The organism is Pantoea sp. RIT-PI-b (assembly GCF_001187905.1).
In the GTDB taxonomy this organism is placed as follows: Bacteria; Pseudomonadota; Gammaproteobacteria; order Enterobacterales; family Enterobacteriaceae; genus Pantoea; species Pantoea nemavictus.
In genome coordinates this window covers 157,989-183,018 of record NZ_LGIS01000017.1, presented here as the reverse complement: position 1 = coordinate 183,018, position 25,030 = coordinate 157,989, and the positions used below count along the sequence as shown (strand labels likewise).

Below are 25,030 nucleotides of genomic sequence, written 5' to 3'. Positions count from 1 at the left end.
GGAGTATCGATGCAATTTACCAATAGCTGGCAGCAAGAATTACCCGGATTCTACACCGCGCTGCCGCCGACGCCGCTGGCGGGTGGACGGCTGTTTTATCACAATGCACCGCTGGCGCAAGAGATGGGGGTAGACGATGCGCTCTTTGCCGGCAACGGCCACGGCGTATGGTCAGGACGTGAGCTGCTGCCCGGCATGTCGCCGCTGGCACAGGTTTACAGCGGCCACCAGTTTGGCGTTTGGGCCGGACAGCTGGGCGACGGACGCGGCATTTTGCTCGGTGAACAGCAGCTGTCCAGGGGTGGCAAGCTGGACTGGCACCTGAAAGGAGCAGGATTAACGCCCTATTCGCGAATGGGCGATGGACGCGCGGTGATCCGTTCCAGCGTGCGGGAATTCCTCGCTTCCGAAGCGCTGCACCATCTGGGGATTCCCACTACGCGCGCGCTGGCGTTAGCGATTGGTGATGAGCCGGTACTGCGCGAAACGCAGGAGCGCGGCGCGATGTTGATGCGCATTGCGGAAAGCCATCTGCGATTCGGCCATTTTGAACACGTCTATTATGCGGGTGAGCAAGACAAAGTGCGTATGCTGGCGGATTACGCGATTCGCCATCACTGGCCGCAACTGCAGGATGAAGCGGATCGTTATCAGCTGTGGTTCACTGATATCGTGAAACGAACCGCCAGCCTGATCGCGCATTGGCAAAGCGTTGGCTTTGCGCACGGCGTGATGAACACCGATAACATGTCGATTCTGGGATTGACGCTGGATTACGGTCCGTACGGTTTCCTCGACGACTATCAGCCGAACTATATCTGCAATCACAGTGATTATCAGGGGCGCTACGCCTTCGAAAATCAGCCGATGATTGGCCTGTGGAACCTGAATCGACTGGCACATGCCTTATCCGGTTTGCTGAGTACCGAACAGCTTAAGCAGGCGCTCGGCCAGTATGAAAATGAGTTGATGCGCGTTTGGGGTGAGAAGATGCGCGCTAAGCTTGGTTTGCTGACAGCAGATGCCAATGACAACACTATTCTCACCGGCTTGCTGTCACTGATGACCGCAGAACACAGCGATTACACGCTGACCTTCCGCATGCTAAGCGACACCCAACAGCAGGAAACCCGTTCGCCGCTGCGTGATGAGTTTATCGATCGCGCCGCCTTTGATCGCTGGTACAGCGACTATCGCCAGCGCCTGTTACAAGACCAGGCCAGCGATGAGCAGCGTCAGGCGGTAATGAAAGCAGCCAATCCGGCACTGGTGTTGCGCAACTATCTGGCACAGCAGGTGATTGAAGAGGTTGAGAAAGGCGAGACGACGGCGTTAGCCAGGCTGCATAACGCGTTACAGCAGCCGTATAGCGATGCGGCCGTTAGCGCTGAGTTGCGCCAACGGCCGCCAGAGTGGGGCAAAACGCTGGAAGTGAGCTGCTCCAGCTAAGCGTTAGTTGAAACGGCTGTCGACTGCGGCAGCCAGTTTCGCCAGCACCTCGGCGCTGTCTTCCCAGCCGAGGCACGGATCGGTGATCGATTGGCCATAGGTTAACGCTTCACCGCTCACCACTTTTTGATTCCCTTCCTGCAGGAAACTCTCAATCATCACGCCGGCAACCGCACGTGAAACCGCGCGGATTTGCGCGGCCACATCATCGGCAACGTCACGCTGACGACCATGCTGCTTCAGGCAATTGCCGTGGCTAAAGTCGATCACCAATTGCTCAGGCAGGTTGAAATCACGCAAATTCGCTGCCGCCGCTGCCACATCTTCAGCGTGATAGTTGGGCTGACGACCGCCGCGCAGGATCACATGACCATGCGGGTTGCCGCTGGTTTGATAAATGGTCATCTGACCGTTTTTATCGGGTGACAGGAACATATGGCTGGCACGCGCGGCGCGAATCGCATCTACCGCGATCTGTACGTTGCCGTCGGTGCCATTTTTAAAGCCCACCGGACAGGAGAGCGCCGAGGCCATTTCACGGTGAATCTGGCTTTCGGTGGTACGCGCGCCAATCGCGCCCCAGCTAATCAGGTCGGCAATAAATTGGCCGATCACCATATCGAGAAATTCGGTGGCGGTCGGCATGCCCAGCGCATTGATATCCAGCAGCAATTTGCGGGCAATAGCAATGCCGCGATTCACATCGTAACTGCCATCCAAATCTGGATCGGAAATCAGGCCTTTCCAGCCCACGACGGTGCGGGGCTTTTCGAAGTAGGCGCGCATCACAATTTCCAGGCGATCCTGATAGCGCTCGCGCAGCACATTCAGACGCTGGGCATATTCCATCGCCGCTTTGGGATCGTGCAGCGAGCATGGGCCGATAATCACCAGCAGACGTGGATCTTCACCGGTCAGAATACGCGCAATGCGTTGGCGTGCCGCGGTGACGTTGGCGGCAATGTCCGCCGAAATGGGGTGTTCATGCGCGAGTGCAGCCGGAGTCAGCAGGCTACCGATGCGCGCGGTGCGCAGTTCATCAGTCTTGTTCATTGAGATTCTCAAAAATGGGTTCTTCGCAGCGGTGAAATACCGGGAAGTGATGGTGGTCACAATAAACTAATAGTCTGCGAATTCAACCTGCTAAAAACAAAGGGCATAAAACAAGACGGAAGCCAGGCTTTACGCCCTAAATACAGGTGGATTCTCAGCCCATGAGGTCGCCAAAGTTGGCGACACAATAGAAGGCTGTTAATACATGCTGCGGCTGAGGCCCATGATATCGAGGATTTTGGTGGCGATCTCTTCCACCGAATAGTTGGTACTGTTGAGGTAACGAATCTGGTTAGTGCGGAACAGCGCTTCCACTTCGCCCACTTCCAGGCGGCATTGGCGCAGCGACGCATAGCGGGTATTTTCCGCGCGCTCCTGTCGAATCGCCGCCAGACGCTCCGGATCGATGGTCAGGCCGAACAGCTTATGCTGATGCGCACGCAGCGCCGGCGGCAGCTTCAGGTTATCCATGTCATCCGCGATGAAGGGATAGTTGGCGGCACGCACGCCAAATTGCATTGCCAGGTAGAGGCTGGTGGGGGTTTTACCGCAGCGCGACACGCCGAGCAAAATCACCTGCGCATCCTCCAGGCCACGTAACGAAATACCGTCATCATGTGCGAGGGTGTAATCGATCGCCGCAATACGCGCGTCGTATTTACCCAGATTGCTGGCGGTTAATCCGTGCGTTCGGTGCGCTACCGGCATCGATGCGACGCCCAGTTCGCTCTGCAACGGCGCCACCAGCGCCTGCACGATGTCCTGACAAAAGCCTTCGCTCTCCAGAATAATTTCGCGCACGTCGGGGGTGACAATGGAAAAAAACACCACTGGACGTAGGCCGCTCTGCTGATACAACGCGTTGATCTGTGCTTTAACCGCCTGCGCGCGCTGCACATTCTCCACAAACGGCAGCGTCACGCTATGGGTCATCACCGGGAACTGTGACAGCACCGCATGCCCGAGCACTTCGGCGGTAATGGCGGTACCATCAGAAATGTAAAAGACGCTGCGTTCAGTATTCATAGTGCGAATAATCCTCTTGCGTACCCATGACCAAATTAACAATGACAATATTTCATTTTAAATAATAGTAAAATGAAATATCCATATTGTCCGCTAATGCGCTCACAAAGATGAATAAGCGAATAATCAATTTTAGATGAAATGGTGTTTTGAAAAGCGCTATTTTCGCGCATTTTCCTTTTCGCGCATGAAATAAAGTGTGCAGGCGTTGCGCAACAAAAATCAATCGCTAACCCTCTGAAAAGGGGAAAAATATCACCACAGCAATCAATTAACCTGAAATAGCCCGGTTGCGCAACTCAGGTAATTCTAAGTACTAATCCTATTTTGCCGCTCTTTTCCTGCTTTAACGATTCAACACTTAGTCTTTATTAATCGGTTGTGCCAGGCTGTTTTGGCGAACAGCAAAATGTTCCATGTGTATTCACATCATTTAAAAGGATAATCTCAATGTCCAATCAAGACCAACAGTCGCTAGTGCTCTGGTACAACCAGCTTGGCATGCATGATGTTGATCGGGTGGGAGGTAAAAATGCCTCCCTCGGAGAAATGATTACTAATTTGTCGTCGCTGGGCGTTTCCGTGCCAAATGGCTACGCGACCACATCTTACGCGTTTAATCTGTTTCTCGATCAAAGCGGACTGAACCAGCGTATTTATGATTTGCTGGATAAAACGGATGTTGATGATGTTGCTGAACTCGCGCAAGCGGGTAAACAAATTCGTCAATGGGTGGTCGATACGCCATTCCAACCTGAGTTGGAGGCGGCGATTCGCAGCGCCTACGAACAACTCTCTGCGGATGATGCTGAGGCCTCCTTCGCGGTGCGCTCATCAGCGACCGCCGAGGATATGCCCGACGCCTCGTTTGCTGGCCAGCAAGAAACGTTCCTCAACGTGCAGGGCTATGACGCGGTGATTATCGCAGTCAAACACGTTTACGCTTCCTTATTTAACGATCGTGCCATCTCTTATCGTGTGCACCAGGGCTACGACCATCGCGGCGTCGCGCTGTCAGCCGGTATTCAGCGCATGGTGCGATCGGACCTCGCTTCGTCTGGCGTAATGTTCACCATTGATACCGAATCGGGCTTTGATCAGGTGGTGTTTATCACCTCGGCGTACGGTTTGGGTGAAATGGTGGTGCAGGGCGCGGTTAACCCCGATGAGTTCTACGTCCACAAACCGACGCTGGCAGCCAATCGCCCGGCGATTGTGCGCCGCACCATGGGCTCGAAAAAGCTGCGCATGGTGTATGCCGATTCGCAGGAGCATGGCGAGCAGGTGCGCATTGAAGATGTTGAGCAGGAGCAGCGCGATCGCTTCAGTTTAACCGATGACGAAGTGCAGGCGCTGGCGCGTCAGGCGGTGCTGATTGAGCAGCACTATAAGCGTCCGATGGACATTGAGTGGGCGAAAGATGGCCACACCGGCAAACTGTTTATCGTGCAGGCGCGTCCGGAAACGGTACGCTCTAATGGCCAGGTCATGGAGCGCTATACGCTGCAGGGTAAAGGCAAGGTGGTGGTTGAAGGCCGCGCCATTGGTCATCGCATTGGCGCTGGCGAAGTGAAGGTCATTCACGATATTAGCGAGATGCACCGCATTGAAAAAGGCGATGTGCTGGTAACCGATATGACCGATCCTGATTGGGAACCGATCATGAAGAAAGCGTCGGCCATTGTCACCAATCGCGGCGGTCGTACCTGCCACGCGGCGATCATCGCGCGTGAACTGGGTATTCCCGCGGTGGTGGGCTGTGGTGATGCTACCGATCACCTCAAAGATGGTCATAAAGTCACGGTTTCCTGCGCCGAAGGCGATACCGGTTATGTGTATGGCGAGCTACTGGATTTTGAAGTGACCAGCTCGCAGGTCGACACCATGCCGGATCTGCCGCTGAAAATTATGATGAACATTGGTAACCCGGATCGGGCCTTTGACTTCGCCTGCTTGCCAAACGAAGGGGTAGGCCTGGCGCGTCTCGAATTCATCATTAACCGTATGATTGGCGTGCATCCGAAAGCGCTGCTGGAGTTTGATCAGCAAACGCCGGAGCTGCAACAGCAGATTCGTCAGATGATGAAAGGTTTTGACGACCCCATTGAGTTCTACATCGGCCGTTTGACCGAAGGGATTGCTACGCTGGGCGCGGCGTTTGCACCGAAGCGCGTGATCGTCCGTCTCTCTGATTTCAAAACTAACGAATACGCCAACCTGGTAGGCGGCGAGCGTTATGAGCCGGAGGAAGAGAACCCGATGCTCGGCTTCCGCGGTGCCGGTCGTTACGTGGCCGACAATTTCCGCGACTGCTTCAAGCTGGAGTGTGAAGCAGTGAAACGCGTACGTAACGAGATGGGGCTGACCAACGTCGAGATCATGATCCCGTTTGTGCGCACCGTCGATCAAGCCGAAGCGGTGGTGGCGGAATTAGCAAAAAATGGCCTGAAGCGCGGCGAGAACGGTCTCAAGGTGATCATGATGTGTGAGATTCCGTCAAATGCCTTGCTGGCGGAACAGTTCCTTGAGCACTTTGATGGCTTCTCTATCGGTTCTAACGATATGACGCAGCTGGCGCTGGGGCTCGATCGCGATTCCGGCGTGGTGTCGGCTCTGTTTGATGAGCGCAATGATGCGGTGAAAGCGCTACTGTCGATGGCCATCAAGGCAGCGAAAAAACAGGGTAAATACGTTGGTATTTGTGGGCAAGGACCGTCCGATCATCAGGACTTTGCCGCATGGCTGATGGAGCAGGGCATTGATAGCCTGTCGCTCAATCCGGATACCGTAGTGGAAACCTGGTTAGGTTTAGCTGAGCTGAACGCCGCGAAACATTAACCAAACGGTAATTTTGACGTATCGGGCATGAATCTGATGCGTTGAGGTTAAAATCATTAAGGTCAGCTCTGCTGGCCTTATTTTTTTGCATTAATAACAGACAAAAAAAAGCCCATCACAGGGGATGGGCAAAGACTACACACAGCAATTCTTCACTTTACTCAGGGGAATAAGGTTGTTTAAAAATCAGTAGCTTGATTCCAAACATAGGAAACATGTTATTGATCAGGCTCGCTGGCGTCTTTAAGAATCCTCTTATTAGTTTAAAGCTGATAACCTTTCATGGAGATTTTCTGAGGTTTTCGCGCCTGATTCAGTTTGAAAAATAATCATTCGATTAACGAATCCCGCCTAAAGCAGCGAAAACTGCGTTTTATCTTAAAAATCGCTTATGGAAAAAAATTATTGTTTCACTGAAATGAACGGGGGCATTAGGCGGGTTAAAGTAAGGCCAGTGTAAAACGGAGTATTGGCAGCGGAAAGTTTGGTGCGCACGGGGGCGCACCTGACAAAATTCATCTCAGCAACAATTTTACCTTAAGGATGCTCTTCTTCGTGCTCGGCGAGGGCTTCAATGGCGGTTTGCATATCATCATCCGGTTCGGGCGCTTCATGCATCCACACCGAAACCAGTCGATAAGAGACGGCCAGTACCACTGGACCGATAAACAGACCGATCATACCAAAGGCAATTAAACCGCCAATGACGCCGGAGAGAATCAGGATCATCGGCAAATCTGCACCCATGCTAATCAGTACCGGGCGCAACACGCTATCCAGCGTACCTACCACACAACTCCACACCAGCAGCACCGTGCCCCAGGTGGTATCGCCGCTCCAGTAAAGCCAGATAATGGCCGGAACCAGCACCACCAGCGGACCGAGCTGCACCAGGCAGGTCAGAATCATCAGCACGGTCAGCAATGTGGCATAAGGAATGCCGGAAATCGCCAGCCCAATGCCGCCTAGCACGCCTTGCACCAGTGCGGTGACCACCACACCCAGCGCCACGGCCCGAATGGCTTGACCCGCTAACAGCACTGCGGCATCGCCGCGGCGTCCGCTCATGCGATAAGCAAAATGACGAATGCCGTGCCCAACCTGTTCCCCGCGCCAGTAGAGCAGCACGCTGAACAGCAGCATCACGATGAGATGCATCATAAAACGACCAAAGTGCCCGGCCTGCGCGACGAAGAAGCCTGTCGTCCGACCAATATAAGGCTGCACCTGGCTCAGTATCGCCGAGCCACCGCCATCGACTAACTTGTGATAGCTGGAGTAGAGTTTTCTGCCCGCATAAGGAATCTCACGTAGCCAGGCGAAATCAGGCATCACCAGATGGCGCTGCGTCGCCCAGGTAATTACCGGCGCACTGTTATCAATCAGGCTGCTGACCAGCAGAGCAATAGGAATAATAAACAGCAGTAATAGCAAAATAGTCATGGCGATCACCGCCAGCGAGCGTCGTCCCCACAGCAGATGTTGCAGATGAATCATCAATGGCCAGGTAGCAATCACCACCATGCTGGCCCAGGCGAAGCCCAGAATAAACGGCTGCACCACCCACAGACAGGCGATGATCATGATCAGAATGAACATCAGCGAAAACAGCATTTGCGGTAAGTCCATACCGCGTTGCAAGCTTTTCATCACAACGGTTAACCTCGATTGAATCCTTCAGAGTGGGGCTGAACAGCCCTGATTAATGATGATCTATTTCCCGAAAATTAAACAGGAAAAGCAGCGGAAGCGGCACGCATTCCTGAAAAAACAGCAGCCAGCAAAAAAATATGATAAAACCAAGGGCTGAAAAAAATGACGACGCAAACGTTTACAACATCTCGGTCACTCAATAATGATCCCACAGATTTCTCAGGCACCGGGCCTCGTTCAACTGGTGCTGACATTCCTGCAGTCCCTAAAAGAGCAAGGTTTTACCGGCGATACCGCCACCAGCTATGCCGATCGCCTCTCGCTCTCCACCGATAACAGCATTTATCAACTGCTGCCCGATGCGGCGCTGTTTCCACGCTCCACGGCCGATGTGGCGCTGATTGCGCGTCTGGCCGGTGAAGACCGCTTCACTAGCCTGGTGTTTACTCCCCGCGGCGGCGGTACCGGCACCAACGGGCAGTCGCTGAATCAGGGCATCGTGGTGGACATGTCGCGCTACATGAACCGCATCCTGGAGATCAATACCGAACAAGGTTGGGTGCGTGTTGAAGCGGGCGTGGTAAAGGATCAACTCAATGCGTGGCTGAAGCCGTATGGCTTTTTCTTCTCACCGGAACTCTCTACCAGTAATCGCGCCACCTTAGGCGGCATGATTAACACCGATGCTTCCGGACAGGGATCATTGGTGTATGGCAAAACCTCCGATCACGTCGAAGGTCTGCGCGCGGTGCTGCTGGGCGGCGATATTCTTGATACGCGCGCCATGCCCACCGAACTGGCGGAACAGCTGGCGAGCACGCCCACCGCTGAAGGCCGCATCTATCAGCAGGTATTAACCCGCTGCCGCGAACAGCGCGATCTGATTCTCGAAAAATTCCCCAAGCTCAATCGTTTCCTGACCGGTTACGACCTGCGCCACGTGTTCAGCGACGATTTGCAGACCTTCGATCTGACGCGTCTGCTGTGCGGTGCGGAGGGCACGTTGGCGTTTATCACCGAGGCGCGCCTCGATATCACGCCCATTCCCAAAGTGCGTCGTCTGGTAAACATCAAGTACGATTCGTTCGACTCAGCGCTGCGTAATGCGCCTTTTATGGTGGAAGCAAAAGCGCTGTCGGTAGAAACCGTCGATTCCAAAGTACTCAACCTGGCACGTGAAGATATTGTCTGGCACTCGGTTAACGAATTGATTACCGATGTACCCGATAAAGAGATGCTGGGCCTGAATATCGTCGAATTTGCCGGAGACGATGGCGAGCTGATTGAACAGCAGATCGCTATGCTGTGTCGGCGACTGGATGAGTTGATGCTGCAGCAATCCGGCGGCGTCATCGGCTACCAGCTGTGTGACGATTTGAACGGCATTGAGCGCATCTATAATATGCGCAAAAAAGCGGTGGGCCTGTTGGGGAACGCCAAAGGACGTGCCAAACCGATTCCGTTTGTCGAGGATACCGCGGTGCCACCTGAACATCTCGCCGATTACATCGTCGAGTTTCGCGCACTGCTGGACAGCCACGGCCTGAGCTATGGCATGTTTGGCCACGTCGATGCTGGCGTGCTGCACGTACGTCCCGCGCTGGATATGTGCGATCCGCAGCAGGAGCTGCTGATGAAGCAGATCTCTGATGAAGTAGTGGCGCTGACTGCGCGTTATGGCGGTCTGCTGTGGGGTGAACACGGTAAAGGCTTCCGTGCGCAATACAGTCCTGAATTCTTTGGCGAAACGCTGTTCAATGAGCTGCGGCGTATTAAAGCCGCCTTCGATCCCGATAATCGCCTTAATCCAGGCAAGATCTGTACACCATTAGGCAGTAACGAAGCGATGATGCAGGTCGATGCCGTGAAGCGCGGCACTTACGATCGACAGATTCCCGTCACGGTGCGTAATGAGTGGCGCGGTGCGATGGAGTGTAACGGTAACGGTTTATGCTTCAATTTCGACGCGCGCAGCCCGATGTGCCCATCGATGAAAATCACCCGTAATCGCATTCACTCGCCGAAAGGGCGCGCTACCTTAACGCGTGAATGGCTGCGCTTGCTCTCCGAACAGGGTGTGGATCCCAACCAGCTGGAAAAGGCGCTTCCTCATCAGGGCGCTAGCCTGCGCAGCTTAATTCAGCGCACGCGTAACACCTGGCACGCGAAGCAGGGTGAATATGATTTTTCGCACGAAGTGAAAGAGGCCATGTCGGGCTGTCTGGCGTGTAAAGCCTGTTCGACACAATGCCCGATTAAGATTGATGTGCCGAATTTCCGTTCGCGCTTCCTGCAGCTGTATCACACCCGCTATCTGCGCCCGATGAGCGATCATCTGGTGGCCAGCGTTGAGAGTTATGCACCGTTAATGGCCAAGGCGCCCAACGTGTTTAACTTCTTCCTGAAGCAGCCGTGGATGCGTGAACTCAGTCAAACTCACATCGGCATGGTCGATCTGCCGCTGTTGTCGTCACCGAGCCTGAAGCAGCAGCTGAGCGGTCATCCGGCGATGAACCTGACGTTAGAACAGCTGGAGGCGCTCGACAGTACGCAACGTGAAAACTGTGTGCTGGTGGTGCAGGATCCCTTCACCAGCTATTACGAAGCGCAACTGGTTACTGATTTCGTCAAACTGATTGAGAAGCTCGGATATCGCCCGGTGCTGCTGCCGTTTTCGCCAAATGGCAAAGCGCAGCATGTGAAAGGTTTCCTGCAACGCTTTGCGCGCACTGCCAGCAAAACCGCAGACTTCCTGAATCGTGTGGCGAAGCTCGGCATGCCGATGGTTGGCGTTGATCCGGCAACCGTGCTCTGTTATCGCGATGAGTACCAGCAGGTGCTTGGTGAGCAGCGCGGAGAGTTTAACGTTCAGCTGGTACACGAGTGGCTGCACAGCGCGCTGGCGGAGCGCGCGGTACAAACCGCCAGCGGTGAAGCCTGGTATCTGTTTGCGCACTGCACCGAAGTGACGGCACTGCCGTCCACGCCAAATCAGTGGCAGGGTATCTTTGCGCGCTTTGGCGCGAAGCTGGAGAATGTCAACGTGGGCTGTTGCGGCATGGCGGGCACTTACGGCCATGAAAGTAAAAATCTGGAGAATTCGCTGGGGATTTACGAGCTGTCATGGCATCCGCAGTTGCAAAAGCTGCCGCGTCAGCGCTGCCTGGCAACCGGTTTCTCCTGTCGCAGCCAGGTTAAACGCGCCGAAGGCAATGGCATGCGCCATCCGCTGCAAGCACTATTGGAAATGATGTAAACAAATTGTAGGAGACGTCACAAAGCTGGATTAGAATATCCAGCCTGCGTGACGGACGAAATCACTCTGCAGGCGGGTGGCTTGATCCCACTCGCCGCTGAGCGCCAGTTGATGACACAGACGTGTCAACGATAGGCGCGCCAGTTGATAAGCCTGGATGCGAAACAAACGGTCACGATCGGCGTTGCCCATCTCCTGTACTAAGCGGTGATGCAACTTGCCCATGGCATGCAGGAAACTGTGGTCGTCGCCATTCAGTTCGCAGATTTCTGCCATATCGAGACAGGTGTCGTTAAAGCGACGCAGTTGTTCGAGGGTGCAATCGGTGCGGTTGAGCTTTGCCTGAGCCATGTAGAAGTCAACGGTGATATCGCGTACCGAGAACTTATATTCGTCGATTTTATGTTGTAACCAGGCTGAGACGGTAAGCGTCATATCGCCACCTTAATTGGTTAATGATAATCATTATCATATTCAACCGCGTCAGGAATGCAATTCCCGCTGTGAAATTTTATTGATTCCTTCTGCCTGTTAGTAAAATCGGCAATAACAATTTATTTACATAGTAGAAAGGCGTAACCTATCAATCAGGAATGAAACGTAAAATTGATTTTAGAAATTTTACGCCAATTTAACGGGTTACGTAGACAGGGTGCGCACGGGAAGGCCACCGTCAATCTGCCCGGAAGCGACTATGCTTAATAAAGCAGCAGTAAAAAATAGCACGAGATGATTATCCCTGCAAAACAAGAGGTTGAAGTGATATCTGATATCACTACCATAGGGGGATAGCCTGAAAAGGCCCAGACATACGAGGTAGCACAATGTCATCAGTAAATGCCGACTCTTTTTCACCCGAAGATTTCGTCTGGAAAGGGCTCACGCTGACCGAATCGGCAGCAAAACAGATTCTTAACCTGGTAGAACAAGACCCTGAAGTCAAGGGATTGAAACTGGGTGTGAAAACGTCCGGCTGTGCCGGTTTTGGGTACGTTATGGACCTGGTGAAAGATCCTGCCGATGACGACCTGCAGTTTGAGCAATTCGGCGCAAAACTGTTTGTGCCACTTCAGGCGATGCCGTTTGTTGACGGTACCGAGCTGGATTACGTCCGCGAAGGTCTGAACCAGATTTTTAAATTCAACAACCCTAAAGCTCAACACGCCTGTGGGTGTGGTGAAAGCTTTGGCGTCGAGTAAGTGAAATATGTCACGACACAGCGAAGCATCTGACGATGTACAAATGTGGGAAGGTAAGCTCAATTATAAAGAGGGCTTCTTTACCCAGTTACAAACCGACGAATTTGCCCACGGCATCAATGAAGATGTGGTGCGCGCGATTTCGGCTAAGCGTAACGAACCTGAATGGATGCTTGAATTCCGTCTGAAGGCGTTCCGCGCCTGGGAACAGATGGAAGAGCCGCACTGGCTGAAAGCGCACTACGAAAAACTGGATTATCAGGATTACAGCTACTACTCCGCGCCGTCCTGCGGCAACTGCGATGACAGCTGTGCTTCTGAACCCGGCGCTACCCAAACCTCAGGCAGCGTCGCGTCAAGCGATTACCTGACGCAGGAAGTGGAAGAGGCGTTTAATCAGTTAGGTGTTCCGGTGCGTGAAGGCCGTGAAGTCGCGGTGGATGCGATTTTCGACTCCGTCTCCGTTTCGACCACCTATCGCGACAAGCTGGCCAAGCAGGGCATCATTTTCTGCTCCTTCGGCGAAGCGATTCACGATCATCCCGAGCTGGTGCAGAAGTATCTCGGCACTGTGGTGCCGCCAAACGATAACTTTTTTGCCGCGCTGAACTCTGCAGTGGCTTCCGACGGTACCTTCGTTTACATCCCGAAAGGCGTACGTTGCCCGATGGAGCTGTCGACCTATTTCCGTATCAATGCGGCTAAGACCGGTCAGTTCGAGCGCACCATTTTGATCGCCGACGAAGACAGTTACGTTAGCTATATCGAAGGTTGCTCCGCGCCCGTGCGTGACACCTATCAGCTGCACGCAGCCGTGGTAGAAGTGATCATCCACAAAAATGCGGAAGTAAAATATTCCACCGTGCAGAACTGGTTCCCGGGCGGTGAAGGCGAGGGCGGTATCCTCAACTTCGTCACCAAGCGTGCGCTGTGCGAAGGCGATCACAGCAAGATGTCCTGGACGCAGTCCGAGACCGGCTCTGCGATCACCTGGAAATACCCAAGCTGCATTCTGCGTGGCGATTACTCGATTGGTGAGTTCTACTCTGTGGCGTTGACCGCAGGCCGTCAGCAGGCCGATACCGGCACCAAGATGATTCACATTGGTAAAAACACCAAGTCGACCATCATCTCGAAAGGTATCTCTGCGGGTAAGAGCCAGAACACCTATCGCGGTCTGGTAAAAATCATGCCAACCGCCACCAACGCGCGTAACTTCACCCAGTGTGATTCGATGCTGATTGGTGCCGAGTGCGGGGCGCACACCTTCCCGTATGTGGAAACGCGTAACAACACGGCGCATCTGGAGCACGAAGCTACCACTTCGCGCATCGGTGAAGATCAGATGTTCTACTGCCTGCAGCGTGGCATCAGCGAAGAAGATGCGATTTCAATGATCGTTAACGGCTTCTGCAAAGACGTTTTCTCCGAGCTGCCACTGGAATTCGCTGTGGAAGCGCAAAAATTGTTAGCTATCAGCCTTGAGCACAGTGTGGGCTGATGCCCGTTGCCGGAAGCAATGTGAAGGAAAGAGTATGTTAAGCATTAAAGATTTGCAGGTTAGCGTTGAAGACAAAGAGATTTTGCGCGGTCTGAACCTTGAAGTGAAGCCGGGCGAAGTCCACGCCATCATGGGACCGAATGGTTCAGGTAAAAGTACCCTGTCTGCAACGCTGGCGGGTCGTGAAGATTACGAAGTCACTGGCGGTTCGGTCACGTTCAAAGGTAAAGACCTGCTGGAACTTGAGCCTGAAGAGCGTGCCGGTGAAGGCATCTTCATGGCGTTCCAGTATCCGGTAGAGATCCCGGGCGTCAGCAACCAGTTCTTCCTGCAGACTTCAGTCAACGCGGTACGTAAATACCGTGAGCAGGATCCGCTTGATCGTTTCGACTTCCAGGACTTTATCGAAGATAAAATCCAGCTGCTGAAGATGCCGGAAGATCTGCTGACCCGTTCAGTTAACGTCGGTTTCTCTGGCGGTGAGAAGAAGCGTAATGACATCCTGCAGATGGCGGCGCTGGAACCTGAGCTGTGTATCCTCGACGAAACTGACTCCGGTCTGGATATCGATGCGCTGAAAATCGTGGCAGAAGGCGTTAACAGCCTGCGCGACGGTAAGCGTTCATTCATCATCGTTACGCACTACCAGCGCATTCTGGATTACATCAAGCCAGACCACGTGCACGTGCTGTATCAGGGCAAGATCGTTAAGTCTGGCGATTTCTCACTGGTGAAACAGTTGGAGGAGCAAGGCTATGGCTGGCTTACCGACCAAGAGTGATAACGCCCTGCAGCAGTGGCACCACCTGTTTGAATCGCGTGGTGACGTGCGTTCGTTACAGGCGCAGCAGCACTGGCAGCAACTGATGCGTGTCGGCTTGCCGACGCGTAAGCACGAGAACTGGAAATACACGCCGCTTGATGGTCTGCTGGCGCAGCAGTTTGTTCTGCCGCAGCCGCAGGAAGTGAGCGCTGAGCAGGTTGATGCGCTGGCATTGCCGATTGATGCAGTGCGCTTGGTGTTCGTTGATGGTCGCTTCCAGGCCGAGTTAAGCAGCCGCGATAATGGCCTGTTTGACATTCAACATGCGCAAGCTTCTGAGCGTCGTCCGCTGCCGGCACCGATTCAGCCGGAAGTGTTCCTGCATCTGACCGAAAGTTTGGCGGAAGAAGCCACAACCATTCGTCTGGCGCGTGGTAAATCAGCCGCTAAGCCACTTTACCTGCTGCACATTACCAGCGGGCAGGATGCAGGCACCAATACCGTGCATCATCGTCACCATCTGCAGCTGGAAGCCAGCGCAGAAGCGGAAGTGATTGAGCACTACGTAACGTTGAATGATGTGGCGCACTTTACTGGCGCACGCTTCACGTTCGACGTGGCGGATAATGCCAAACTGCAGCACATCAAACTGTCATTTGAGAGCGAAAAGTCATATCACTTTGCGCACAATGATGTGGTGATGGGCCGTGACGCAAATGTGAGCACCACTAGCTTCCTGTTGGGTGCTGGCTTATCGCGTCACAATACCAGTGCACAGCTGAATGGCGAAAATACCAATCTGGCGATCAACAGCCTGTCTTTACCGGTGAATCAGGAAGTGTGCGATACCCGCAGCTATCTTGAGCACAATAAAGGCCACTGCATTAGCCGTCAGATGCACAAAGTCATCGCGCGCGACAAAGGCCGTGCGGTGTTTAACGGTATGATCAAAGTGGCACCTCACGCGCTGAAAACCGACGGCCAAATGACCAACAATAACCTGTTGCTGGGCCGTTTGGCGGAAGTGGACACCAAGCCGCAGCTGGAAATCTATGCTGATGACGTGAAGTGCAGCCACGGTGCGACCATTGGTCGTATTGATGAAGAGCAGATGTTCTATCTGCGCTCGCGCGGCATCGATGAGACCGCCGCACAGCGTATGATCATCCATGCATTTGCCGCTGAACTCACCGAAACGCTGGAGAATCCGGTACTGCGTCAGGTGGTGCTGCAGCGCATTGCCGCGCGTATCCCGGGAGTTGAGTCATGAGTTTCGATCTCGAACGCATCAGAGCGGAATTTCCGATTCTGAAACGTGAGGTCAACGGACATCCGCTGGCCTACCTTGATAGCGCGGCCAGCGCACAGCGCCCGCTCGCGGTCATCAATGCGGAAAGTTATTTCTATCAGCACGGCTATGCAGCCGTGCACCGCGGTATCCATTCGTTGAGCGCCCAGGCGACCACCGACATGGAGAACGTACGTCATCAAGCGGCGCGTTTTCTTAATGCGGCAACGCCTGAAGAGATCATCTTCGTCAAAGGCACCACTGAAGCCATCAATCTGGTGGCGAACAGCTGGGGTGGCAGTCAGTTGCAGCCGGGCGATAACATCATCGTCACCGAGATGGAGCATCACGCTAACATCGTGCCGTGGCAGATGGTGGCACAGCGTACCGGCGCAGAGATTCGCGTACTGCCGCTTAACGCGCAGGGTGAACTGGCGCTGGAGCAGCTCAGCGGCTTAATCGACAGTCGTACCCGTTTGCTGGCGGTGACCCACGTTTCTAACGTGCTCGGCACGGTCAATCCGGTGAAAGCGATCGTTGCGCAGGCCAAAGCGGCCGGCGTGGTTACGCTGGTGGACGGCGCGCAGGCGGTGATGCATCACGCGGTGGATGTGCAGGATATCGACTGCGACTTCTACGCGTTCTCCGGCCATAAAATCTACGGTCCGACCGGTATTGGTGTGCTGTACGCGCGTAAAGCGCTGCAGGAGATTATGCCACCGTGGGAAGGCGGCGGTTCGATGATTTCTGAAGTTGTGTTGCCAACCGGCACAACCTGGAACACCACGCCGTGGCGCTTTGAAGCGGGTACACCAAACACTGGCGGCATTATTGGTCTCGGCGCGGCGCTGACGTGGATTACTGAGTTAGGTTTGGATGCGATTCATCAGCGCGAGTCAATGCTGATGCGTTATGCGCTGGATAAACTGGCGTCAGTACCGGATCTGGTGATTTATGGCCCGGAAAGTCGCAGCGGCGTAGTTGCCTTTAACCTCGGCAAACATCATGCATTTGACGTCGGCAGTTTCCTCGATCAATACGGTATTGCGATTCGCACCGGACATCACTGTGCCATGCCGCTGATGCGTCATTATGCGGTTCCGGCGATGTGTCGCGCCTCTTTCGCGCTGTACAACACCGAAGAAGAAGCCGATCGCCTGGCGGCAGGTTTGACCCGTATTCATCGTCTGCTGGGCGGTTGAGTAGATTTCAGGAGTGATCCATGGCGAATTTGCCAGATAAAGAGAGATTGGTGCGTAACTTCAATCGTTGCGCAAACTGGGAAGAGAAGTACCTCTACATCATTGAACTCGGTGGAAAATTGCCAGAATCTTCCGAAAGCTTACAGCAGCCAGAGTATGTGATTTCTGGCTGTCAAAGCCAGGTGTGGATCCGCATGACCCCACAAGCGGATAGCACGATTGCCTTCGAAGGTGATAGTGATGCCGCCATTGTTAAGGGTTTGATTGCAGTGGTATTTAGCCTATATCAAGGGCTTAAGGCGCCAGAGATTCTCGATCTCGATGTGCGTCACTGGTTTGGCGAATTAGCGCTGACCTCACACCTCACTCCCTCGCGTTCGCAGGGGCTGGAAGCGATGATCCGCGCGATCCGGCATAACGCTCAGACCCTCAGCTAAGTTACACTCTGCAGACCCCGGCTTGACCGGGGTCTGTTCTATCCGACAAAGAGAAAATTGCATGAAACCTGCCTTACGTTTAGCCGGTGCATTGCTGTTGTCCTGTTGCGGACTCTCTGCACCTGCATTTGCCACAGAATATCCCCTGCCAGCCGATAACAGCCGTTTAATTGGTGAAAATACCCTGACCCTTGTGCCGGATGACAAACGGCCACTAGAAAGCATTGCAGCGCGTTATAAGATAGGCATGCTCGGCATGCTGGAAGCGAATCCCGGTGTTGACCCGTGGCTACCGAAAGCAGGTACGCAATTAACCGTACCGCTGCAGATGCTGCTACCCGATGCGCCGCGTGAAGGCATCGTGATTAACCTTGCTGAACTGCGTCTCTACTACTATCCCAAAGATGAAGATCGTGTCGTTGTCTATCCGATAGGAATTGGCCAGTTAGGTGCAATGACACCCACCATGGTGACCAGCATCAGCCAGAAAATCCCTAATCCCACCTGGACGCCAACCACCAATATCCGCAAGCGTTATGCCAAAGAGGGCATTACGTTGCCGGGCGTAGTACCGGCAGGGCCAGATAACCCAATGGGGCTGTTCGCCATGCGTCTGGCACGCGGAACGGGCCAGTATTTGATTCATGGCACCAACGCCGATTTTGGTATCGGCATGCGCGTGAGCTCCGGCTGCATTCGCCTGCGTCCTGATGACATTGAAGCCCTGTTTAACAGCGTGCCGAAAGGTACCCGCGTGCAGGTGATCAATCAGCCTGTCAAATACGCGATTGAGCCGGACGGAAAGCGTTACGTTGAAGTGCATCAGCCATTGTCACGTAATGACAAGGATGATCCGCAAACCATGCCCATAGCGCAGTCTGCGCAGCTTAAAGCTTTCACTCACAGCGCTAAGAGCGATACGGCGTTGATTAAGGAGGCGATAGTACGACGTTCAGGCATGCCGGTGTTAGTGAGCAGCGGAGAACCGGTAACGGATGAGAGCACATTGCCAGCGGAGCAGGGGAAGTGAGCTGAGCAAGCCAGCATTGATGAAGTGAAAGGTGCGGAAGCTCAACCCTGAATTCGGACCAGTGCAACGCAGAATCAGGACAAAAAAAATGGTGCCACAAGGGCACCATTTTTCAAACCAGAACTCTTACTTACGGTAAGAGTGAGCCTGGTTGTCCAGACGCTGGTTAGCACGAGCTGCGTCATCTTTAGCAGCCTGAACGTCAGAACGGATTGCGTTCACGTCGTTGCTCAGCTGATCAACTTTAGCGTTCAGAGTCTGAACGTCTGAAGACAGTTGGTCAATTTTAGCGTTGCTTGAGCAACCAGCCAGCAAAGTTGAAGCCAGGATTACCGCGCCCAGTACCAGTTTAGTACGATTCATTCTTTATACCCTCTAGATTGAGTTAATCTCCATGTAGCGTTACAAGTATTACACAAAGCTTTTTGAGTTGAGAATAAATTTTTGATGAGAACATGCTTAAATTTGATCGTTCGCTCAAAGAAACAGCATTTCGCAGAAGATGATGAAAATAATTAGCTAAAACAGAGAGATTTAATCGGACTAACCTTAATCATACGAGATTTTGAATAGTTAATTTCGATTGGAAATTTCCGATATTTGTATTACCCGATCAATAAAAAAAGCGCCTGGAAAAGGCGCTTTTTAAATAAAAATTCAGTTGCTAATCAGATGACATGTACGGAAGCGGTATTTGTCGTTCCGCTTGGTACTAATGCACCTGAAACCATTACCACAACATCGCCTTTCTGCGCATATCCGCTTTCCAGCGCCATTTCTTTACCAATGCGGTAGAAATCATCAGTTGAAGCAATTTCTTTCACCAGATGGGTTTCGATACCTTTGCTCAGAATCAGCTGGCGCGCCGTAGTTTCGTTGGTAGTCAGTGCCAAAATGGTGGCATCCGGGAAATATTTACGGATGGCTTTAGCAGATTTACCGCCTTCAGTGGCTACAACAATCAGTGGTGCTTCCAGTTTTTCTGCAGTCTCAACCGCACCGCGGCACACAGCTTCTGTGATGCGCAGTTTACGGGAATCCTGCAGTGAATCGATGCGAGATTTCATCACGCGATCGGTACGCTCACAGATGGTCGCCATGATGGTGACCGACTCCAGTGGATAACGGCCTTTCGCACTCTCACCAGACAACATCACAGCATCGGTGCCATCAAGGATGGCGTTGGCTACGTCGCCGGCTTCTGCGCGGGTAGGGCGTGGGTTCTTGATCATGGAATCCAGCATCTGCGTAGCGGTGATAACTACTTTGCGTGCTTTATTACACTTCTTGATCATCATCTTTTGCGCGAAGATCACTTCTTCTACCGGGATCTCAACGCCGAGGTCACCACGAGCAACCATGATGCCGTCAGATGCTTCGAGAATTTCGTCGAAGTTGTTTAGGCCTTCCTGATTCTCGATTTTTGAGATGATCTGGATGTGCTCGCCGCCGTTTGCCTTCAGATGCTCACGAATTTCCAGTACGTCAGAACGCTTACGGATAAAGGAGGCCGCAACGAAATCAACATTTTGCTCGCAACCAAAGATCAGGTCACGCTTGTCTTTTTCTGCCAGAGCAGGCAGCTGAATGGAGACGCCTGGCAGGTTAACGCCTTTGTTCTCGCCCAGGTCGCCGTTGTTCAGCACGTTACACACTACGGTGTTTTCAGTCACTTCAGTGACCTGCATACCAATCAAACCATCGTCGACCAGTACGGTGTTACCAATTTTCAAATCTTCAGTAAAACCGGCGTAGGTCACGGCAACGCGTTCGCTGTTACCAATCACGGATTGGTCGGTGGTGAACGTGAAGGTTTGTCCGGCTTTCAACGAAACATCGTTGCCGCCTTCCAGTTTCATGGTGCGAATTTCCGGACCTTTAGTGTCCAGCAGAATAGCGGCCTGACGACCGGTTTTTTCCATAACGGCACGCATATTAGTGATGCGTTGACCATGTTCAGCATAATCCCCGTGCGAGAAGTTCAGGCGCATTACGTTCATGCCTGCTTCCAGCAGTTGGGTCAGCATCTCTTCAGATTCGGTTTTTGGACCGATAGTACAAACGATTTTGGTCTTTTTCATGTCAGGTTTTCTATAAGTTGTGATGGATGATAAAGGTCGGAATTCGATGCACTGGGCACCGAAGTGAGAATATTTATGGTGTTGGAACGGATTTCACAGAAATAAGAATAGGAGACGAAAGCAAAGCGTGCAGAGAAGTTATGCAGTACGCGAGGGAACTGACCGAGCAGTGTTGCGCAAATCATTTGAGTTGTTTGCATAGGCACGTTAGCGCTGAAACCTTTCAGGTGGAACAACGCGGCATAGTATAGTCGCTAAGTATGCGAAAACCAATATAAAAGCGGCGTAAGAAAGACGATGCAGATCAAGAAAAGGATGTTGCGCAAGGAGATAAAACAGAGTGGTGCGCTCTAATGGACTCGAACCATCGACCCCCACCATGTCAAGGTGGTGCTCTAACCAACTGAGCTAAGAGCGCATTCAGGAAATTCAATAATTGGTGCGTCCGAGTGGACTCGAACCACCGACCCCCACCATGTCAAGGTGGTGCTCTAACCAACTGAGCTACGGACGCACTTGGTGCGCTCTAATGGACTCGAACCATCGACCCCCACCATGTCAAGGTGGTGCTCTAACCAACTGAGCTAAGAGCGCAACATGCTGTCAGGGCGACAGCGGGGACGAATATTAACGGCAGGCCGTGAAGCTGGCAAGGGGAAAAAGTGTTTTTCCCCTACGACTGACCAGCAACTGTGCTATGCGTCGTTTTTTTAGCCGTTGCCTGCCAATTAATGTGCGTTCAGTCACTTAGCGTGCGGCGCGGGCCAGGATCACCTGAGCGGGTAAGCGCTGCAAACGTCGGATACGCCAAATCATCATTACGGCCGCCGAGGTCAGGCCGATAATAAAGCCGCACCAGAAACCAGCTGGACCGAGCTTTGGTAGCACCCAATCGGTCATCGCCAGCACATAGCCCACCGGCAAACCCAATACCCAGTAGGCAATAAAGGTGATGAAGAAGATCGATCGCGTATCTTTATAGCCACGTAAAATACCGCTGCCAATCACCTGAATCGAATCCGAGAACTGATAGATCGCGGCCAGCAGCATCAGTTGCGCGGCCAGAGTTATCACTTCCGGATTAGCGGTATAGAGTCCGGCGATATCATGACGGAAAATCACCGTAAACAGCGCGGTGATCGCCGCCATACTGATGCCAACCCCTTGTCCAGTCCACGCGGCGACGCGCGCCTGTTCGGCCGAACCCTGGCCGAGTCGATAGCCAACGCGAATGGTGGTCGCCACGCCAAGCGACAGCGGCAACACAAACATCAGAGAGCTAAAGTTGAGCGCAATCTGGTGTCCAGCCACCTTCACAATGCCGAGCGGTGATACCAGCAGTGCTACCACAGCAAACAGCGTAACCTCGAAGAACAGCGCTAATGCCACCGGCAATCCCAGCGTGAACAGCCGGGATAAAATGGCGCGAGAGGGTGGGGACCAGCGAGTTTTCATGCGAATATCGCGCATGCTTGCCATGCGTTTCACCCAGAAGCGCATCACAAGGAACATCACCCAATAGACTGAAGCCGTTGCCACACCGCAGCCCACGCCGCCTAAAGCCGGCATACCAAAATGGCCGTAAATGAACACATAGTTGAGCGGAATGTTCACCATCAGGCCGAGGAAACCCAACAGCATCGCCGGTTTAGTTTTCGACAGCCCTTCACACTGGTTGCGCATCACCTGGAACAGCAGGTAACCCGGCGCCCCCCACAGCAACGCGTGCAGATATCCTTCAGCTTTGGCGGCCAATTCAGGATCGATATCATGCATGGTGTTAATCAGATAACCGGCGTTCCACAGCACCACCATGATTAATAGCGCGACACCCATTGCCATCCAGTATCCCTGGCGCACTTGTTCCGCGATACGCTCGCGTCGTCCCGATCCGTTGAGTTGCGCAACGGTAGGCGTCAAAGCCAGTAGAAGACCATGACCAAACAGAATGGCGGGAAGCCAGATAGAGGTGCCGACAGCAACGGCGGCCATATCCGTGGCGCTTACCGCACCGGCCATAACAGTATCTACGAAACCCATCGCGGTCTGTGCCACCTGAGCAAGGATGACCGGGATCGCGAGGGCCAGCAATTGACGCGCTTCTGTAAAATACTTCTGCACGTAACACCTGCTTAATTAAAGAAGAGAGTGGGAGAAATCCCCATAGAATGCGCGGCATAGTGTAGCGGCAGCGTTGGCATCCGCCAAACGTTGATCGCATTTTGTTTAGCAATTTGTGTAAAGTTTGAGCTCCGCCAAATTAAGCTGTGGCCGGTAAGCTGTGATAAACTGACGCAAACTTTGCAGAGGCTGAGATTATGTTTACTGGAATTGTGCAAGGCACGGCTGAAATTGTCGGCATTGAAGAAAAAGATCTGTTTCGTACGCATATTGTACGTTTGCCGGAAGAACTGTTACCCGGCCTGGCGTTGGGCGCATCGGTGGCGCACAACGGCTGTTGCCTGACGGTGACAGCGATTGATGGCGATCGTGTGAGTTTCGATCTGATCAAAGAAACGTTGCGCATTACCAACCTGGGCGAATTAAAGGTTGGTGACGTAGTCAATATTGAACGTGCGGCAAAGTTTAGTGATGAAATTGGCGGTCATTTAATGTCTGGTCATATTATGACCACGGCGGAAATCTGCAAAATTATCCAGTCAGAAAATAATCGCGAAATCTGGTTTAAATTACAGGACGCCACGCAGATCAAATATATTCTGCATAAAGGCTTTGTCGGCATCGATGGAATAAGTCTGACGGTGGGCGACGTCACTAAAAGCAAATTCTGTGTCCATCTGATTCCGGAAACGCTGGAGCGTACCACTCTGGGTGCGAAGAAGTTCGGTCAGAAGGTCAATATTGAAATTGATCCTCATACTCAGGCAATTGTGGAAACGGTTGAGCGTGTGCTGGCACAGCGTGAAGTGGCGGCTCTGGCGCAGGCTGATAACGCAGAATAGCGTTGATAAAAAAGGCGCCGAGCGGCGCCTTGATTGACTTAATAATCTTTATTAACGCGCAACGCGTAATCCGCCATCCTTGCCACGACTAAAGACTACCTGCCACAGCTGTATATCCCGCGCGCGAAACGCACCCGCGCAGGCATTGAGATAATAGTCGAACATCCGTTTGAAACGTTCGCCATAGTTCTCGGCTAACTGCGGCCATGCTGTCTGAAAACGTTCATACCAGGCCATTAACGTTGTATCGTAATCCGCGCCAAAATTATGCCAATCTTCCATAACAAAATGTGGCTCACTGGCATCGGCAATTTGCCGCACCGACGGCAGGCAACCATTCGGGAATATATATTTATCAATCCATGGATCGACGTTCATATCCGTGGTGAGGGCACCAATGGTGTGCAGCAAAAATATGCCGTCTGGCTTGAGATTGCGATCGGCAACATCAAAATAAGTGGCATAGTTTTTCGGCCCGACGTGTTCAAACATCCCGACGGAAACAATACGATCATATTGATTATTGAGGTCGCGATAATCCTGCAACAAGATAGTGACATCTAACCCTTCGCAGCGTTGTTGTGCCAGTTTTTGCTGCTCGGCGGATATAGTGACACCCTGCACGGTTACGCCGTAATGGCGTGCCGCATATTCTGCCAGACCACCCCAACCACAGCCGATATCCAACAATGTCATGCCTGGTTCAAGTTGCAACTTGCGACAAATCATATCCAGTTTTGCCTGCTGCGCGTTTTCCAGGGTGTCAGCCTCTTTCCAGTAGCCACATGAATATTGCATGTAGGGATCAAGCATCAATGTGAAGAGATCATTACCGAGATCGTAATGTTCTTTACCGACAATCCAGGCTCGTTTCTTTGACTGCAAATTAGTGAGACGCGCTGCTGCAATACGCAACGTATCTTTAAAATGCCGTGGTAATTGTTTATCCAGATGGTGTTTTAATACGCGGTGGAAGAACATGTCGAGTTGTTCGCACTCCCACCAACCATCCATGTAACTTTCACCTAAACCGAGCGATCCTTCCTCAAGTACGCGTTTAAAAAAATCTGGATGCTTTACCTGAATATCCCAGGGACGAGTGCCATTAACTGCAATATCAGCGCGCTCTAGCAGTTCATTGACGATCCGAAACCAGTGGTTTTCTTCAAGGCTCACTTCTTCTATAACAGATGAACTCATAGCTTCTCCATCACCTTCCGATCTGAACCTGAGAAAAAGAATAGCCAATTTCCCAAGACCTGTGAGAGAACTCACGGAAAATCCGTGCGCC

General features: G+C 52.7%; 19 protein-coding genes, 3 tRNA genes and 1 other RNA gene. 11 read left to right on the top strand and 12 right to left on the bottom strand.

The window, feature by feature from the left end:
• The first annotated feature begins 9 nt into the window (after positions 1-9).
• Positions 10-1,449 carry a YdiU family protein gene (locus AC790_RS11190; RefSeq protein WP_049851829.1) on the top strand — a complete coding sequence of 480 codons (1,440 nt, stop codon included), beginning with the start codon at positions 10-12 and terminating at the stop codon, positions 1,447-1,449.
• 3 nt (positions 1,450-1,452) lie between these two features.
• Here AC790_RS11190 and AC790_RS11185 read toward each other — a convergent pair whose 3' ends face one another.
• Both AC790_RS11185 and AC790_RS11180 read right to left on the bottom strand, forming a co-directional pair.
• The gene (locus AC790_RS11185) at positions 1,453-2,502 is read right to left on the bottom strand and encodes a 3-deoxy-7-phosphoheptulonate synthase (protein WP_049851828.1); all 1,050 of its coding nucleotides are present in this window, start codon (positions 2,500-2,502) and stop codon (positions 1,453-1,455) included.
• A gap of 198 nt (positions 2,503-2,700) precedes the next feature.
• On the bottom strand, positions 2,701-3,528 hold the full coding sequence (locus AC790_RS11180; protein WP_007892708.1) for a pyruvate, water dikinase regulatory protein: 828 nt from the start codon (positions 3,526-3,528) through the stop codon (positions 2,701-2,703).
• A 450-nt stretch (positions 3,529-3,978) separates the two neighbouring features.
• Between AC790_RS11180 and ppsA the strand changes: the two genes are divergently transcribed.
• Positions 3,979-6,366, top strand: coding sequence for a phosphoenolpyruvate synthase (gene ppsA / locus AC790_RS11175; protein ID WP_049851827.1), 2,388 nt, complete (start codon positions 3,979-3,981; stop codon positions 6,364-6,366).
• Positions 6,367-6,466: 100 nt separating this feature from the next.
• On the opposite strand, the gene rprA is transcribed toward ppsA, so the two are convergent.
• Positions 6,467-6,574, bottom strand: an RNA gene (rprA, locus tag AC790_RS24190) — antisense sRNA RprA.
• Between the two features lie 329 nt (positions 6,575-6,903).
• On the bottom strand, positions 6,904-8,016 hold the full coding sequence (ydiK, locus tag AC790_RS11170; RefSeq protein ID WP_049851826.1) for an AI-2E family transporter YdiK: 1,113 nt from the start codon (positions 8,014-8,016) through the stop codon (positions 6,904-6,906).
• A 205-nt stretch (positions 8,017-8,221) separates the two neighbouring features.
• On the opposite strand from ydiK, the gene AC790_RS11165 reads away from it, so the two are divergent.
• A complete protein-coding gene (locus tag AC790_RS11165; RefSeq protein ID WP_049851825.1) occupies positions 8,222-11,275 on the top strand; it encodes an FAD-binding and (Fe-S)-binding domain-containing protein in 3,054 nt (1,017 codons plus the stop codon).
• Positions 11,276-11,305: 30 nt separating this feature from the next.
• On the opposite strand, the gene AC790_RS11160 is transcribed toward AC790_RS11165, so the two are convergent.
• On the bottom strand, positions 11,306-11,710 hold the full coding sequence (locus tag AC790_RS11160) for a hypothetical protein (RefSeq protein WP_007892715.1): 405 nt from the start codon (positions 11,708-11,710) through the stop codon (positions 11,306-11,308).
• A 389-nt stretch (positions 11,711-12,099) separates the two neighbouring features.
• Between AC790_RS11160 and sufA the strand changes: the two genes are divergently transcribed.
• The 7 genes from sufA (at position 12,100) to AC790_RS11125 (ending at position 18,695) form a co-directional block, all read left to right on the top strand.
• The gene (gene sufA / locus AC790_RS11155) at positions 12,100-12,474 is read left to right on the top strand and encodes a Fe-S cluster assembly scaffold SufA (RefSeq protein ID WP_007892717.1); all 375 of its coding nucleotides are present in this window, start codon (positions 12,100-12,102) and stop codon (positions 12,472-12,474) included.
• A 7-nt stretch (positions 12,475-12,481) separates the two neighbouring features.
• Positions 12,482-13,975, top strand: a complete 1,494-nt coding sequence (gene sufB, locus AC790_RS11150; RefSeq protein WP_007892719.1) for a Fe-S cluster assembly protein SufB — start codon at positions 12,482-12,484, stop codon at positions 13,973-13,975.
• 34 nt (positions 13,976-14,009) lie between these two features.
• Positions 14,010-14,756: a Fe-S cluster assembly ATPase SufC gene (gene sufC / locus AC790_RS11145; RefSeq protein WP_049851824.1), complete on the top strand. Its 747-nt coding sequence runs from the start codon at positions 14,010-14,012 to the stop codon at positions 14,754-14,756.
• Positions 14,731-16,008: a Fe-S cluster assembly protein SufD gene (gene sufD, locus AC790_RS11140; RefSeq protein ID WP_049851823.1), complete on the top strand. Its 1,278-nt coding sequence runs from the start codon at positions 14,731-14,733 to the stop codon at positions 16,006-16,008. The genes sufC and sufD overlap by 26 nt, the downstream gene beginning before the upstream one ends.
• Positions 16,005-17,228 carry a cysteine desulfurase SufS gene (gene sufS / locus AC790_RS11135; protein WP_049851822.1) on the top strand — a complete coding sequence of 408 codons (1,224 nt, stop codon included), beginning with the start codon at positions 16,005-16,007 and terminating at the stop codon, positions 17,226-17,228. Before sufD ends, sufS begins: the two co-directional genes overlap by 4 nt.
• A gap of 20 nt (positions 17,229-17,248) precedes the next feature.
• A complete protein-coding gene (sufE, locus tag AC790_RS11130) occupies positions 17,249-17,665 on the top strand; it encodes a cysteine desulfuration protein SufE (protein ID WP_049851821.1) in 417 nt (138 codons plus the stop codon).
• Between the two features lie 61 nt (positions 17,666-17,726).
• The gene (locus AC790_RS11125; RefSeq protein WP_049851820.1) at positions 17,727-18,695 is read left to right on the top strand and encodes a L,D-transpeptidase family protein; all 969 of its coding nucleotides are present in this window, start codon (positions 17,727-17,729) and stop codon (positions 18,693-18,695) included.
• A 126-nt stretch (positions 18,696-18,821) separates the two neighbouring features.
• Here the strand turns inward: AC790_RS11125 and AC790_RS11120 are convergent, their stop codons facing one another.
• The 6 genes from AC790_RS11120 to AC790_RS11095 all read right to left on the bottom strand — a co-directional run bounded on the left by AC790_RS11120 (position 18,822) and on the right by AC790_RS11095 (position 22,897).
• A complete protein-coding gene (locus AC790_RS11120) occupies positions 18,822-19,058 on the bottom strand; it encodes a major outer membrane lipoprotein (RefSeq protein WP_049851819.1) in 237 nt (78 codons plus the stop codon).
• Between the two features lie 305 nt (positions 19,059-19,363).
• Positions 19,364-20,776 (bottom strand): pyruvate kinase PykF, encoded by a 1,413-nt coding sequence (pykF, locus tag AC790_RS11115; protein ID WP_007892737.1) that lies wholly within the window; start codon positions 20,774-20,776, stop codon positions 19,364-19,366.
• Positions 20,777-21,117: 341 nt separating this feature from the next.
• A tRNA-Val gene (locus AC790_RS11110) sits at positions 21,118-21,194 on the bottom strand.
• 19 nt (positions 21,195-21,213) lie between these two features.
• Positions 21,214-21,290: transfer RNA gene (locus AC790_RS11105), tRNA-Val, on the bottom strand.
• A gap of 3 nt (positions 21,291-21,293) precedes the next feature.
• Positions 21,294-21,370: transfer RNA gene (locus tag AC790_RS11100), tRNA-Val, on the bottom strand.
• 153 nt (positions 21,371-21,523) lie between these two features.
• Positions 21,524-22,897, bottom strand: coding sequence for an MATE family efflux transporter (locus AC790_RS11095; protein ID WP_007892739.1), 1,374 nt, complete (start codon positions 22,895-22,897; stop codon positions 21,524-21,526).
• 197 nt (positions 22,898-23,094) lie between these two features.
• On the opposite strand from AC790_RS11095, the gene AC790_RS11090 reads away from it, so the two are divergent.
• Positions 23,095-23,739, top strand: a complete 645-nt coding sequence (locus AC790_RS11090) for a riboflavin synthase (protein WP_007892747.1) — start codon at positions 23,095-23,097, stop codon at positions 23,737-23,739.
• A 51-nt stretch (positions 23,740-23,790) separates the two neighbouring features.
• Here the strand turns inward: AC790_RS11090 and cfa are convergent, their stop codons facing one another.
• A complete protein-coding gene (gene cfa, locus AC790_RS11085) occupies positions 23,791-24,939 on the bottom strand; it encodes a cyclopropane fatty acyl phospholipid synthase (RefSeq protein WP_049851818.1) in 1,149 nt (382 codons plus the stop codon).
• Between the last annotated feature and the right edge of the window lie 91 nt (positions 24,940-25,030).